Source organism: Streptomyces sp. NPDC049541 (assembly GCF_044465725.1).
In the GTDB taxonomy this organism is placed as follows: Bacteria; Actinomycetota; Actinomycetes; order Streptomycetales; family Streptomycetaceae; genus Streptomyces.
The window spans coordinates 129,382-142,577 of sequence record NZ_JBITLY010000013.1; the positions used below are offsets into that span (position 1 = coordinate 129,382).

Annotated in this window: 11 protein-coding genes and 1 pseudogene; 2 read left to right on the plus strand and 10 right to left on the minus strand. The window is 66.9% G+C overall.

What is annotated here, in order from left to right; all coding sequences use genetic code 11:
• Positions 1–576: 576 nt before the first annotated feature.
• From ACIBW9_RS36320 to ACIBW9_RS36350, 7 genes are all read right to left on the minus strand, one after another.
• A complete protein-coding gene (locus ACIBW9_RS36320) occupies positions 577–1,416 on the minus strand; it encodes a shikimate dehydrogenase (protein ID WP_398961344.1) in 840 nt (279 codons plus the stop codon).
• Positions 1,397–3,037 carry an endolytic transglycosylase MltG gene (gene mltG, locus ACIBW9_RS36325; protein WP_398961346.1) on the minus strand — a complete coding sequence of 547 codons (1,641 nt, stop codon included), beginning with the start codon at positions 3,035–3,037 and terminating at the stop codon, positions 1,397–1,399. Before mltG ends, ACIBW9_RS36320 begins: the two co-directional genes overlap by 20 nt.
• Positions 3,030–4,880, minus strand: a complete 1,851-nt coding sequence (iscB, locus tag ACIBW9_RS36330; RefSeq protein ID WP_398961348.1) for an RNA-guided endonuclease IscB — start codon at positions 4,878–4,880, stop codon at positions 3,030–3,032. Before iscB ends, mltG begins: the two co-directional genes overlap by 8 nt.
• A gap of 161 nt (positions 4,881–5,041) precedes the next feature.
• Positions 5,042–5,506 carry a Holliday junction resolvase RuvX gene (gene ruvX, locus ACIBW9_RS36335; RefSeq protein ID WP_398961429.1) on the minus strand — a complete coding sequence of 155 codons (465 nt, stop codon included), beginning with the start codon at positions 5,504–5,506 and terminating at the stop codon, positions 5,042–5,044.
• 2 nt (positions 5,507–5,508) lie between these two features.
• Positions 5,509–8,181, minus strand: a complete 2,673-nt coding sequence (gene alaS, locus ACIBW9_RS36340; RefSeq protein WP_398961350.1) for an alanine--tRNA ligase — start codon at positions 8,179–8,181, stop codon at positions 5,509–5,511.
• Complete coding sequence (locus tag ACIBW9_RS36345; RefSeq protein ID WP_115909344.1) at positions 8,181–8,543, minus strand: hypothetical protein; 363 nt, start codon at positions 8,541–8,543, stop codon at positions 8,181–8,183. Before ACIBW9_RS36345 ends, alaS begins: the two co-directional genes overlap by 1 nt.
• An 8-nt stretch (positions 8,544–8,551) precedes the next feature.
• Positions 8,552–9,007, minus strand: coding sequence for a DUF948 domain-containing protein (locus tag ACIBW9_RS36350; RefSeq protein WP_398961352.1), 456 nt, complete (start codon positions 9,005–9,007; stop codon positions 8,552–8,554).
• Positions 9,008–9,159: 152 nt separating this feature from the next.
• Between ACIBW9_RS36350 and ACIBW9_RS36355 the strand changes: the two are divergent.
• Positions 9,160–9,793 (plus strand): annotated as a pseudogene (locus ACIBW9_RS36355) (AAA family ATPase); the annotation flags it as partial.
• Between the two features lie 28 nt (positions 9,794–9,821).
• Positions 9,822–10,175 carry a hypothetical protein gene (locus ACIBW9_RS36360; protein ID WP_398961435.1) on the plus strand — a complete coding sequence of 118 codons (354 nt, stop codon included), beginning with the start codon at positions 9,822–9,824 and terminating at the stop codon, positions 10,173–10,175.
• Here the strand turns inward: ACIBW9_RS36360 and rpsD are convergent.
• The 3 genes from rpsD to ACIBW9_RS36375 all read right to left on the minus strand — a co-directional run bounded on the left by rpsD (position 10,163) and on the right by ACIBW9_RS36375 (position 13,170).
• Positions 10,163–10,777 carry a 30S ribosomal protein S4 gene (rpsD, locus tag ACIBW9_RS36365; protein ID WP_015661793.1) on the minus strand — a complete coding sequence of 205 codons (615 nt, stop codon included), beginning with the start codon at positions 10,775–10,777 and terminating at the stop codon, positions 10,163–10,165. The two genes, ACIBW9_RS36360 and rpsD, sit on opposite strands and share 13 nt — an antisense overlap.
• Positions 10,778–11,080: 303 nt before the next feature.
• Positions 11,081–12,436: a replication-associated recombination protein A gene (locus ACIBW9_RS36370; RefSeq protein WP_398961354.1), complete on the minus strand. Its 1,356-nt coding sequence runs from the start codon at positions 12,434–12,436 to the stop codon at positions 11,081–11,083.
• Between the two features lie 71 nt (positions 12,437–12,507).
• Positions 12,508–13,170: a vitamin K epoxide reductase family protein gene (locus ACIBW9_RS36375; RefSeq protein WP_398961356.1), complete on the minus strand. Its 663-nt coding sequence runs from the start codon at positions 13,168–13,170 to the stop codon at positions 12,508–12,510.
• Positions 13,171–13,196: the final 26 nt, after the last annotated feature.

Sequence of the window (13,196 nt, forward strand, 5' to 3'; positions counted from 1 at the left end):
CAGCGTCGGCCGCCGATCAGTTCACGTACAGGGTTATTGACGACGGCGGGGGTAGTGTCGGTGTCGCGGTCTACAACAATGGCCACTACGCAGGTGCGGCTTACTGGGAGGCGGATGGTGACAGGCTATACGCCGTTGATTCCTATGCGGACGGCTGGGGCATCACAGGCGAATCCTGGACCCCGAACGCTTCTAGCCTTAATTATCGCAAAGTGTCGACCCAGGGACACAGCGCACCATACAAGACGGGGTACGCGACAGGAGACCTGAGGGAGGGTACGGAGGTCACCGTGCAGGTATGCATCGTGAAGGACGGCAACGAATCCAACTGTGGCAGTTGGAACGGCCACGCGTAGCCCTCCAGAAGAGGGCGATCGGCCCGGCGATGACGACGGCTCTCTCCGTCCCAGTATAGGCGGAGAGGGCCGTAACGGGGCACGGAATCGCTGCGGTTGACGAAATTACGAATCCTCATAGGTCGGTTACGGCACCCCGGCGTTCTCACATCAGGATCCCAACACACAAGACAACATCGAAGTCCTACGTGCCTCTCTTCCCACCTGACAGCCATGAGACTTACCGCCGTTCGGCGATAGCAATGTTCGCCGCCTCCCGGAGAACGGAAGTCGAGACCGAGCGACCTGTCATCTCTTCGACCTGCAGCAGCGCCTGATGCACTAGCAGGTCAAGGCCACTCACGACAGCACCACCGCGCGCCGACCAGCGGTCTGCGAGTGCCGTTGGCCAGGGGTCGTAGAGCACGTCGAAGAGGGTGGCAGGCCGCTCGGGTACGGAGGAAGAGAGCACGTCGGTCGTCCCCGCCGGGGTGGTGGCGACGACGAGCGGGGCAAGCAGCGCCTCTGCGGCGTCCGCCCAGTCCCGCGTGCGCACCTCGACCTTGAGCCGCTCCCCCCATTGCCGCATCTCCGCAGCGCGAGCCTCGCTGCGGACGTAGACCGCGACCGCGCCAGTGCAGACCCGAGCTAGCGCGGCCAGCGCGGAGGAGGCGGTGGCGCCAGCGCCTAGGATCGCCGCAGAGTCGACCTCCCCAATGCCACGTTCTCGCAGAGCGGCGACCATGCCAGGGATGTCAGTGTTGTCGCCGAAGCGGCGCCCATCATCGGTGAAAACGACTGTATTGACCGCCTCGACAGCGGCCGCCGTTTCACTGATCACGTCGAGCAGCGGGATTACGGCGCGCTTCAGCGGCATAGTCAACGACAGCCCGGCCCACTCCGGTCCGAGGTTCTCGACGAATCCAGGTAGTGCTGCCTCGTCCACTTCGAATCGGTCATACGACCAGTGCGTGAGTCCCAATTCCTCGTACGCTGCGCGGTGCAGCGCCGGGGATAGAGAATGGCCGATGGGTGAACCAAGCACTGCGGCCCGGCGGGCTTCAGTTGCCCGAGCTGGCATTGAACTTGTCCTTGAGCTTCTGGAATTCTTCGTGCGTCTTCGCGAACTCTGTCTTACTCACTCCATCGGTCGCCACGAAATAGTACCAGCCCTCGTGTGTCGGATTGAGCGTTGCCTGCAATGCGACAGTGCCTGGGTTTCCGATCGGACCGGGCGGTAGACCCTTGTTCGTGTACGTGTTGTACGGGTCCTTGTTTCTATTGATCTCCGCCTCGCTAATGCGGATATTGCTCTTACTCTTCAGATAGTTGAAGGTCGAGTCGAATTGCAGGAACCCATAGGTCTCGGGGTTCGCGCGGTTGAGACGGTTGTAAACGACCTCCGCCATCTTGCGGTAATCGTCACTGGTCTTGCCCTCGGCCTGGACGAGGCTCGCGACCGTGATGACCTGGAGCGGGTTGTCCAGCTTCAGGGCCTTGGCCTTTGCCACGAGATCGTACTTGGTGTAAGCCTGGTTCGCCTGAGAGACCATATCCTTCAGGATGGTCTCGGGCTTCATCCCCTTGGCCGCGGGATACGTGGCCGGGTACAGGAAGCCTTCCAGCGGGTCCTTGATCTTACTGTCGCTGTTGGCCCAGCTGGGCAGTCCGACGGTCTTGTACTCGGTCTTGGCGATCTTCTTCGTGGTGCCGGAGGCAAGCCCGAGTTTCGCATCGATCGCCGCATAGACAGCGGCGTTCCGCTCGCCCGGGGTGACCATAACGTTGGCCTGGCTCTTGGTGTCGAGCATCATGGCAACAGCGCTGGCGGCAGACATGCGCTTCTTAAGGATGTAGGCGCCGGCCTGGATCTTGTTGCCGTCCGGATTCTGCTGCTGCGCCGTAACGAAGGCGCCGACGCTTTTGACGACTCCAGCCTCTTTGAGTCTCTGACCGATCACGGACCCGAGAGCACCCTTGGGAATCACCACGGTCACCATCTCGCCAGTGCCGCTCCCGGCGTAGTCGGGAGCGGCGGCAAAACGATTCTTGTAGTAGTGGTATCCGAGGTACCCGGCTCCCCCCAGACCGCCGCCGAAGACGAGGACTACGGCTAGGCAGGCGCAGCCGTTGCGCCATTTCTTCTTGCCCTTCGTGTCGCCGCGCCCGCGCCGCCCCTTCGGTGCGTCGCCGTCGTCCTCGTCGTCACCACCCGCGAAGAAGGCGTGTTCGCCCTGGTCAGGGCCCGGATCCCAATCGGTCTGCGGCAGTTCGGGCTCGTTCTGCCTACGGCCTGGCGGCTCCGGTGGCGGGTATGCGTCCGACGTCCCGTAGTAGTCGGACTGGTCACCACCGTAGGCAGCCGCGCCCTGCTGGGCATATGGGTCCTGCGGATCCGTGTACTGGACATGCGTATGCATGCCCGTGCCCCAACCGCCTTGATCGTACGACTGCTGGTGCTGACCCGCGTAGTACTGCTGGTCGTATTGCTGGTATTGCTGCGCCTGGCCGTACCCTGCCTGTTGGTCGTCGCCCCAGTCGCCGTACTGCTGCTGCGACTGCTCTGGATAATGCTGCGGCTGGCCGCCGCAGGGGGACTGCTGGCCCACATGGGCCTGCTGTCTACCCCATCCGTCGTCCCCGTAGTACGGATCCACTGGATGCCACGGTTCGGAGTCTTGGCCCCGGCCATACTCAGTCATCAGGGTGGTCGGCGCGCCTGTGGTGTTCGTCCAGGAGATACACGCCTTCCTCCTTTCTGGTGGTGTAGCCGTAGCCATCGGCTCGTTGCAACAGGCGCATGTGCCGGTAGTGAATTCCTTGAACCGTTCCCTGAGCACAGCGGATATTGAATCGCCCGGTGGCCCGCACAGCGACTCGACCAATCTTCACGCCGGCGTACTTCCCAGCAGGAATAACCGCGCGTACCAAATCGCCAGTGGAATAGCCGAAACATTGCTTGTGGCGAGGAAGTCTCAGCCTTGGGAATCCATTACTGTCTGGCCGGGTGCGAGCATATGTACCACGCCCGGTCGCCTTGACTACGAGGACCGTCTCGGGATAGCGGACAATGCTTCTCCCACTCCTGATGGCACCTACGGCCAGGGCGTCCAGCGTATGAGATTTTGCGAGCCCATGCGTGACCCGATTGTATTGCGTACGTCCACCAGACCATGCATGCACAGGCAGCCCCGTTGAGCACAATCGATCCGACAACCGCCAGCGCGTCGCGTTTACGGCAGCCGCGTCTCGCAACGGGTCCTTGAGCTGCCTCAGAATCCGCTCCAGCACCCGTGGCTTACGGCTCAAGAAGTCTGCCACAGGTCGAGCGGCTTTGGCCTGATTACATGGACCACATGCAAGTACAAGATTTGAGATACGGTCAGAACCACCACGAGCTTTGGACTCGACGTGCTCTACCTGCAGGGGAACGTTTTGTGCTCCACAGTATGCACAGGACCTCCCCCATTTCTCCAGCAAGTATTGGCGAACCTCATATCCATGAAGCGTGCCTTGCTGATACGCACCGATCTCAAGGTGCGCTTTTCCCTCACTCATGGCATGGACATCAAAGCAGACCCGCTCAATGTGGATCTCCGCGACAGGGAGGTGCCGCATCAACCGTCGAACCATAGATTCGACGGTGTCCACTCTGTGCTGGAGTGACGGGGCGAGCCATCCTTCTGGGCGGGTCCGATTATTAAATCGAGGAGCACGATAGCGGGTATTGCGTGCCCGACGGCCACGCCTGTAGCTGGCTCGCTGCTGCATGGCTTTCTGAATCTGCGCGCCCCGATGCTGAAGCTCGATGGACACCAACCCTCGCCGCACTTTGCGCTCCGCACCGGTTGCGCCAACTACGGAATTCGAGTCAGCGGTAACTGCGATACCTGTCCCCTTCGAGCCGGGATCAATTCGCACGGCCACACCGGACACGGTCGATTCCTTGGCCTCCCGATCCCTCAATCGGATAACGAAGGGGGTGTGCCGAACAACGACTGCTCGTCCCTTGGCTAGAAGCTTGCGTGCGCGCGCAGGGTGGCACGGCATAAGCGGAACGCCACGTCGGTCAAGTACTGCCACATAGGCAGCACCAGAACGCACCTTTTGCTGCGCTGTGTCGCTGCCGTCACCAGCAGCCTGTACTCCCTCGGCACCCGCCTGCGCGGCCGCCTGAGGGTGACGTGCGTAAGCCCGGAGGTCAGCCTCACGCATCTCCCCTCGCCCATGTTCCAGGCCAGCTCCCCCACGCTTGCGCGAAGAGGGTCCACAGCCCGTTTCGTCCCTGCTCCCAGAGTTGTCTGCTGCCGTGGATTCCAGTGCAGGCCGCTGAGGAAGCACGGCCTGGTGGGTCTTCTCACTCACCTGAAACGTAGTCACCTGTCGTACCTCCTCTCGCGGTGACTCGGGCTGGTCACTCTTGGACCTCTCCGCATCAGGCCGAGAGGTCCCAGCCAGGAGGGCCAGGGAGCGAGTGACCGATCCCCTAGAGCCACGAGGTGGAGACTCCTGAGCCGCCGTGGCTCGGCAGCCTGACCACCTCATTGCTGTGCGGCAGCTGTTCGATCGCCACCGCTCGCTGGAACGTTACCGTATCGCGATCAGTTGACATTCATTTCAGCGATGAGAAATCTTCCGCCGCCGTCTCCTCGCCTGCCCGCACGCGCTGCGCTCGGAGCGGGCAGGACACACGTGTCGATCAAGCTTCAGACGGAATCCTCGACGCCCTCGCCGGGTGCTTTACCTGACACCCGTTCGGATTCGAGGGCCTGCTGGAGGATGATCACAGCGGCTGCCTGGTCGATGACCGAGCGGCCCTTCTTCGACTTCACGCCCGAGGCGCGCAGTCCCTGACTGGCCGTCACCGTGGTCATCCGTTCGTCCACGAGCCGGACCGGGACGGGGGCGATGCCCTTCGCGAGCTCCTGTGCGAAGCCGCGAACCTTTACCGCCGCGGGGCCCTCGCCCCCCTTGAGGGAGCGAGGGAGGCCGACGACGACCTCGATCGGCTCGTACTCCTCGACGAGTTGCTTGAGCCGTCGATGAGCTGCCGGGAGGTCCCGGCCGGGGACCGTCTCCACCGGGGTGGCGAGGATCCCGTCGGGGTCGCACGAGGCGACCCCGATACGGGCGTCCCCGACGTCGATCGCCAGCCTGCGGCCTCTGCGCATCGTCACTTCGCGGTGTCCGTGACCAGCCGCTCGACGGCGTCCACGGCCTCACCGATGGCGGCCGGGTGCTGGCCGCCGCCCTGGGCGACGTCCGGCTTGCCGCCACCGCCGCCGCCGAGGGTCTTGGCGGCCGTGCGGACCAGGTCACCGGCCTTGAGACCGCGCTCGCGGGCGGCCTCGTTGGTGGCGATGACGGTCAGCGGCTTGCCGTTGTTGACCGTGAAGAGGGCGACCACGGCGGCCCGTCCGCCCTGGATGCGGCCGCGGACGTCGAGGACCAGCTTGCGCAGGTCGTCGGGGGTGGTGCCGTCCGGGACCTGGCCGGTGACGACGGCGATGCCGCGGATGTCCTTGGCGGACTCGACGAGACCGGCGGCGGCCTGCAGCACCTTCTCGGCGCGGAACTTCTCGATCTCCTTCTCGGCGTCCTTCAGCTTGCCGAGCATGGCGGAGACCTTCTCCGGGAGCTCCTCCGGGCGGCCCTTGATCAGCTCCTGGAGCTGGGCGACGACCGTGTGCTCGCGGGCGAGGAAGTTGTAGGCGTCGACGCCGACCAGGGCCTCGATACGGCGGACACCCGAGCCGATCGACGACTCGCCGAGCAGCTTCACCAGGCCCAGCTGGGAGGTGTTGTGGACGTGCGTGCCGCCGCACAGCTCCTTGGAGAAGTCGCCGATGGTGACCACGCGGACCCGCTCGCCGTACTTCTCGCCGAACTCGGCGATGGCGCCCTGCTTCTTGGCCTCGTCGATGCCCATGATGTCGGCGCGGACGTCGAGGTCACGGGCGAGGACCTCGTTGATCTTCTGCTCGACGTCGGTCATCACGGCCGTGGGAACGGCGGACGGGGAGCCGAAGTCGAAGCGGAAGCGGCCCGGCTGGTTCTCGGAACCGGCCTGGGCGGCCGTCGGGCCGAGCGCGTCACGTAGCGCCTGGTGGGTGAGGTGGGTGGCCGAGTGGGCGCGAGCGATGGCCGTGCGGCGCCGGGCGTCGATGGAGGCGTGGGCCTTCGCGCCGACCGTCACCTCGCCGACCTGGACGACACCCTTGTGGACGTAGACGCCCGGGACCGGCTTCTGGCAGTCGCGGACCTCGATGACGGCACCGGTGTCGACCTTGATACGGCCGGTGTCGCCGATCTGGCCGCCGCCCTCGGCGTAGAACGGGGTGCGGTCGAGGACGATCTCGACCTCGTCGCCCTCGGTGGCGGCCGGGGAGGAGGCGCCGTCGACGAGGATGCCGACGATCGTGGACTCGCCCTCGGTGTCCGAGTAGCCGATGAACTCGGTCTCGCCGGTCTTGTCGGCGATCTCCCGGTAGGCGCCGGCACCGGCGTGGCCGGTCTTCTTGGCCTGGGCGTCGGCCTTGGCGCGCTCCCGCTGCTCCTTCATCAGGCGGCGGAAGCCCTCCTCGTCCACGGACAGCCCCTGCTCGGCGGCCATCTCCAGGGTGAGGTCGATCGGGAAGCCCCAGGTGTCGTGGAGCAGGAACGCCTTGTCGCCGGCGAGGACCGTGCCACCGGAGGCCTTGGTCTCGGTGACGGCGGTGTCGAGGATGTTGGTGCCGGCCTTCAGGGTCTTGAGGAAGGCGTTCTCCTCGGCGAGGGCGACCTTCTCGATGCGCTCGCGGTCGGTGACCAGCTCGGGGTACTGCTGGCCCATCATGCCGATCACGGTGTCGATCAGGTCGAGGACGACCGGGCCGGTGGCGCCGAGCAGGCGCATGTTGCGGATGGCGCGGCGCATGATGCGGCGCAGCACGTAGCCGCGGCCCTCGTTGCCCGGGGTGACGCCGTCGCCGATGAGCATGACGGACGTACGCATGTGGTCGGTGACCACGCGCAGCGAGACGTCCGAGTCGTGGGCGTCGCCGTACGCGACGCCGGTCAGCTCGGTGGCCTTGTTGATGACGGCCATGGAGGTGTCGATCTCGTACATGTTCTGCACGCCCTGCAGAATCATCGCGAGTCGCTCCAGGCCGAGGCCCGTGTCGATGTTCTTGCTGGGGAGCTCGCCGAGGATCTCGAAGTTGTCCTTGCCGATGCCCTCGCCGCGCTCGTACTGCATGAAGACGAGGTTCCAGATCTCCACGTACCGCTCGTCGTTGACGGCGGGGCCGCCCTCGACGCCGAACTCGGGGCCGCGGTCGTAGTTGATCTCGGAACAGGGGCCGCAGGGGCCGGGGACGCCCATGGACCAGTAGTTGTCCTTCATGCCCAGGCGCTGGATGCGCTCCTTGGGCACGCCGACGACCTCGTGCCAGATGCGCTCGGCCTCGTCGTCGTCCTTGTAGACGGTGATCCACAGACGGTCGGCCTCAAGGCCGTAACCACCCTTGTCCTGGGAGCTGGTGAGCAGCTCCCAGGCGTACTTGATGGCGCCTTCCTTGAAGTAGTCACCGAAGGAGAAGTTGCCGCACATCTGGAAGAACGTGCCGTGGCGGGTGGTCTTGCCGACCTCTTCGATGTCGGGCGTGCGCACGCACTTCTGCACGCTGGTGGCGCGCGGGAAGGGCGGCTTGACCTCACCCAGGAAGTAGGGCTTGAAGGGCACCATGCCGGCCGGGACCAGGAGCAGAGTCGGGTCGTCCGCGATGAGCGACGCCGAAGGGACGACGGTGTGACCGCGCTCCTCGAAGAAGCTCAGCCAGCGGCGGCGAATCTCGGCCGACTCCATCAGTGGTCCTCATTCCGGTTGTACGAGTTGTTCGAGTACGTCTGGTACGTCGAGCCCTCGACGTACTTCGGGCTGTTGCGGTTCTCGATGGCGGGATACCGCCGGGGCGCGGGGAGTTCGGGGGCTGCGTTGATGCCGAGGGCCTCCCCCAGCTCCTCCTCGCGCAGGGCCATGTTGTCCCGGACGTCCAGCGCGAAGCCGACCGCGCGGTCCTTGAGCCGGTGACCGGCCTCGATCGCCTTGTTGGCCGCGGAGGCGGCAAGGTTCTCGGGGGTCAGCTGCTTGAGCTTGCGGTTGACTTTGGTGGTGGCCCACACACCGGCGGCGACGCCCGTGGTGAACCAGAACGTACGGCGGAACATCGCTGGTCTCAGTCCCTCTTCCCACGGAGGTTTCGCTTGCCCCGCCGCGCAGCCGGGACGGTCCGTCCCACGATCACGGTACGCCTGGGCTCCTTGGCGGGCACGTCGTCCCGGCGGGCGCCCAGAGCCCGGCGGACGCCGTAGCCGAACGCCGCGACCTTGACCAGGGGGCCGCCGAAGGTGGACGCGACGGTGGTCGACAGCGCCGACGCGTTCGACGTGACCTCCTGGACGTCCGTGGCGATCGCGTCGACCCGGTCGATCTGGGTCTGCGCGGAGCGCACCGCCGCGGAGGCGTCGGCCAGCAGCGGGACGGCCTGGTCGGTCACGTCCGCCACGAGCTTGGTGGTCGCCTTGAGCGTCTGGGCCACTCTCGCCAGCGCGACGGCGAGGAAGGAGACCAGGATCGCCCAGAAGACGGCCACCAGGATCCCGGCCACCTCTCCACCGGACACCACGTGCACCCGCTCCCTGGAACATGCCTGAACATCGAAAAGTCGTAGGCCGAGCCTATCGCGCCGGGGACGGGGCTCCGCACCGGATTACCGTCCCTGCTCCGCCGAGTTGCGCGAAGCGATTGTACGGACTGAATACGGGTCAGTACGCTCCGTGGCCCATGCGGGATCACCAGCTCGGCGCCGGCTCCGTGCACGCCAATCTCCCTCTGGAGCTCGACGCGTTCGTGGGACGCTCGGCCGAACTCGCCGGGCCGGCGGGGGTGCTCGGCGCGGCTCGTCTGGTGACGGTGTCGGGTGCGGGCGGGGCCGGCAAGTCACGGCTGGCGGCGCGGGCGGCGGGCGCGGTGTGCTCCGCGTGACGGGGTGTGTCGGGTGGAGCTGGCGCCGGTGCGCGATCCGGAGTTCGTCGACCACGCCGTCGGGGAGGCGCTGGGGCTGACCGACCACACCACACGGCTGCCGCGCGAGACGCTGCTCGCGCATCTCGCGGGGCGTCAACTCCTGCTCGTACTGGACGGGTTCGAGCATCTGGCGGAGGTGTGTGCCGGTCTGGTGGGTGAGTTGCTCGGGCAGCTGCCCGGGCTGCGGGTGCTCGCCGTGGGGCGCAGGCCGCTGGGCGTGGCGGGCGAGCGGGTGTTTCCGCTGGCGCCGCTGGGCGAGGACGAGGCGGTCGTGCTGTTGCCCAGCCGGGCGGCCGAGCAGGGTCCGGCGGTGGCGGACGGGCCGGAGGTGCGGGAGGTGTGCCGGCGCCTGGACGGCATCCCGCTCGCCGTCGAGCTGCCTGGCCGGCGCCCACTGCTTCCACGACCTGCTCGGTTCGGTGCTGGCGGTCGAGCTGCTGGCGCTGGTCACGGCGGTGCAGGGCGATGCGGCGGAGGCGGCGGTGCTGCAGGGCGCGGCGGCCGGGATGTGGCGCTCGGTCGGTCTGCCGCTGTTCGGCTCGGCGTACTACAACGCCCCGCACGAGCTGTGCGAGGCGACGGCACGGGAACGGCTCGGGGACGAGCGGTACGAGGAGTGCGTGGCGCAAGGGGCCCGGCTGGCGCGGGAGGCGGCGGTGTCACAGGCCCTGAAGCGGCCGGCATGCACGAACCCGCCGCCTCCCGCGCCCACGAGGGCGGGGAGACGGCGGGCTGAGGTGGTGCTACCGCCTGCTGGTGATCAGCGGGCGTAGTACTCGACGACGAGCTGCTCGTCGCAGATCACCGGGATCTCCTTGCGGTTCGGCTCACGGTCCAGGCGGAACGCCAGGGCCTTGAGGTTCACCTGGAGGTAGCGCGGGGTCTCGCCCTCGGGGGCGAAGCCGCCCTCACGGGCGATGGAGAAGAGGGTCTTCTCGCGGCTGCGCTCGCGGACCATCACGACGTCGTCGGGACGGACACGGAAGGAGGGCTTGTCGACCTTCTGGCCGTTGACCTCGATGTGGCCGTGCACGACCATCTGACGGGCCTGGTAGATGGTGCGGGCGATGCCCGAACGCAGGACCAGGGCGTCGAGACGGCGCTCGAGCTCGATGATCAGGGCCTCACCGGTCTTGCCCTGGACCTTGGAGGCACGCTCGTAGGCGCGGACGAGCTGGCGCTCGGACACGTCGTACTGCGCGCGCAGACGCTGCTTCTCGAGCAGACGGACCTTGTAGTCCGAGTTCTGCTTGCGGCCACGGCCGTGCTCACCCGGCGGGTAGGGGCGGGCCTCGAAGTACTTGACGGCCTTCGGGGTCAGCGCGATGCCGAGGGCACGCGACTTCTTGACCTTGGGGCGGGACTGGTTCGCCACAATCTCTCATTTCTCAGTGTTCGGCTTGTCAGAGTTGAGGGAGGTCGCATCCGCAGCCGGGGAAACCCGCCGGGTCCGTTGCCGGGCCTGGTGGGCAGCCGCTCCCCTGGTCTGGGCACATACGTGCAGCACGCGAGTGGCCCACCGACCGGTCCCGCCGTGCGGCGAGTGGTGGTGGGCTGCCCGCGACACCATTCGAACGGTGCGCGACGCTCCTGGAATCCGGTCCGGGGACCGGGCTCCGGCTGACCGTCCCGTTCTGACTGCACGGGACACAGCACTTCGAGGGATTCTACAGGGCGCTCAGGACCGCTTGCGACCGAGGTGCTGTCTGGTCCACTCGACCGCGTCCGCGTACCGGGCCTCGGCTCCGTGTCTGGTCGGGGTGTAGTACTCGCGGTCCTTGAGGGCGTCCGGGGCGTACTGCTGTTCGGCGATGCCCTCCGGCAGGTCGTGCGGATACACATACCCCTGCGCGTGCCCGAGCTTGGCGGCGCCCTTGTAGTGCCCGTCCCGCAGGTGCGGGGGCACCGGGCCCGCCAGTCCCTTGCGTACGTCCTCCATGGCTGCGCCGATCGCCGTCGTCGCCGCGTTCGACTTCGGGGCGAGGGCGAGGGCGATGGTGGCGTGGCTGAGGGTGAGGGCGGCCTCGGGGAAGCCGATCATGGCGACGGCCTGGGCGGCCGCGACGGCTATCGGCAGCGCGTTCGGGTCGGCGAGGCCGATATCCTCGCTGGCGGAGATCATCAGACGGCGGGCGATGAAGCGGGGGTCCTCGCCGGCCTCGATCATGCGGGCCAGGTAGTGCAGGGCGGCGTCCACGTCGGAGCCGCGGATGGACTTGATGAGGGCGCTGGCCACGTCGTAGTGCTGGTCGCCGTCCCGGTCGTACTTCACCGCCGCCCGGTCGACCGTCTCCTCCAGGGTCGTCAGGGAGATCTCCGTCTCGCCCTTGTCGAGGGCGGCTCCGGCGGCCGCCTCCAGCGCGGTCAGGGCGCGGCGGGCGTCCCCGCCGGCGATGCGCAGGAGGTGGTCCTCGGTGTCCTCGGGGAGGGTGACGGCGTCCTTCAGGCCGCGCTCGTCGCTCAGCGCCCGCTTGAGCAGCCCCCGAATGTCGTCGTCGGTGAGGGGTTCGAGGGTGAGGAGGAGGGAGCGGGACAGGAGCGGGGAGATCACCGAGAAGTACGGGTTCTCCGTGGTCGCCGCGATCAGGGTCACCCAGCGGTTCTCGACCGCCGGGAGGAGGGAGTCCTGCTGGGCCTTGCTGAAGCGGTGGATCTCGTCGAGGAAGAGGACGGTCTCCTTGCCGAAGCCGCCCGTGGCCCGGCGGGCGCCGTCGATGACCGCGCGGACCTCCTTGACGCCCGCGGTGATCGCCGACAGTTCGACGAAGCGCTTGTTGGTGGCCTTGGAGACGACGTACGCCAGGGTGGTCTTCCCGGTGCCGGGCGGGCCCCAGAGGATCACCGAGGACGGTCCCGCGGGCCCGCCCGCGCCCTCGCCGACCAGGCGGCGCAGGGGCGAACCGGGCTTCAGCAGGTGCTGCTGGCCCACCACCTCGTCGAGGGTGCGCGGGCGCATCCGCACCGCCAGGGGGCTGCCGGTCGGGTCCTTCTCCTGGCGTTCTTCTGCGGCTGCGGTGAACAGGTCGGGCTCCACGTCCAAAACCCTAAATCACCGCACTGACAATCCCCTCGGCCCCGGGAGGCCAGGGGCCTCGAAGCCGGGACTCAGCTGGTCCAGAAGTCCCACCAGCGGGTCAGCACCAGCATGCCGATGATGCCGACGTGCAGCACGGGCAGCACCCAGGTGAACTCGCCGAAGAAGCTCTTCAGCCAGCGCGGGGCGGGCAGGAAGCTGTTGCGGATGTTGAACGAGGTCACGTACCAGAACATGGTGATCGTCGCGACCCAGGCCAGGGAGCACCACAGGCACAGCGCGTTGATGCGGTACAGCGACTGGAACTGCAGCCAGGTGCAGAAGCCGACGCCGAAGAGCGTGCCGAAGTTGAAGGTGAGCCAGTACCAGCGCGGGAAGCGGGCGCGGGCCAGCAGGCTCATGCCGACGCAGATGACGATGCCGTAGCAGACCAGGCCCAGCATCGGGTTGGGGAAGCCGAAGGCGGCGGCCTGCTTGGACTCCATCACGCTGCCGCAGGACACGACCGGGTTGAGGCTGCAGCCCGGGGTGAACGTCTTGCCTTCGACCTTGGCCTCGAGCAGCTTGAACTTGTCGATCGTGATGACCCACGCGGCGAGCAGACCGGCCGCGCCCGTGATGATCAGCAGCAGGGCGAAGGCCCGGCTGCCTCCCACTGTGCGTGGTCCCTCGGGGCCCCGGTCCCCGGTGGGTTCGGGCTCGGTGGAGACGTCTTTGACTGTGGTCTTGCTCATCACGCCGATTCCGTCTGCTTGAGAGT

What these genes read in the sequence shown, in the direction of transcription:
- ruvX (WP_398961429.1), bottom strand. Translation starts at nt 5,506, where the DNA reads ATGCGCAGAGGCCGCAGGCTGGCGATCGACGTCGGGGACGCCCGTATC.
- alaS (WP_398961350.1), bottom strand. Translation starts at nt 8,181, where the DNA reads ATGGAGTCGGCCGAGATTCGCCGCCGCTGGCTGAGCTTCTTCGAGGAG.
- mltG (WP_398961346.1), bottom strand. Translation starts at nt 3,037, where the DNA reads ATGACTGAGTATGGCCGGGGCCAAGACTCCGAACCGTGGCATCCAGTG.
- ACIBW9_RS36345 (WP_115909344.1), bottom strand. Translation starts at nt 8,543, where the DNA reads ATGTTCCGCCGTACGTTCTGGTTCACCACGGGCGTCGCCGCCGGTGTG.
- ACIBW9_RS36375 (WP_398961356.1), bottom strand. Translation starts at nt 13,170, where the DNA reads ATGAGCAAGACCACAGTCAAAGACGTCTCCACCGAGCCCGAACCCACC.
- ACIBW9_RS36320 (WP_398961344.1), bottom strand. Translation starts at nt 1,416, where the DNA reads ATGCCAGCTCGGGCAACTGAAGCCCGCCGGGCCGCAGTGCTTGGTTCA.
- iscB (WP_398961348.1), bottom strand. Translation starts at nt 4,880, where the DNA reads ATGAGGTGGTCAGGCTGCCGAGCCACGGCGGCTCAGGAGTCTCCACCT.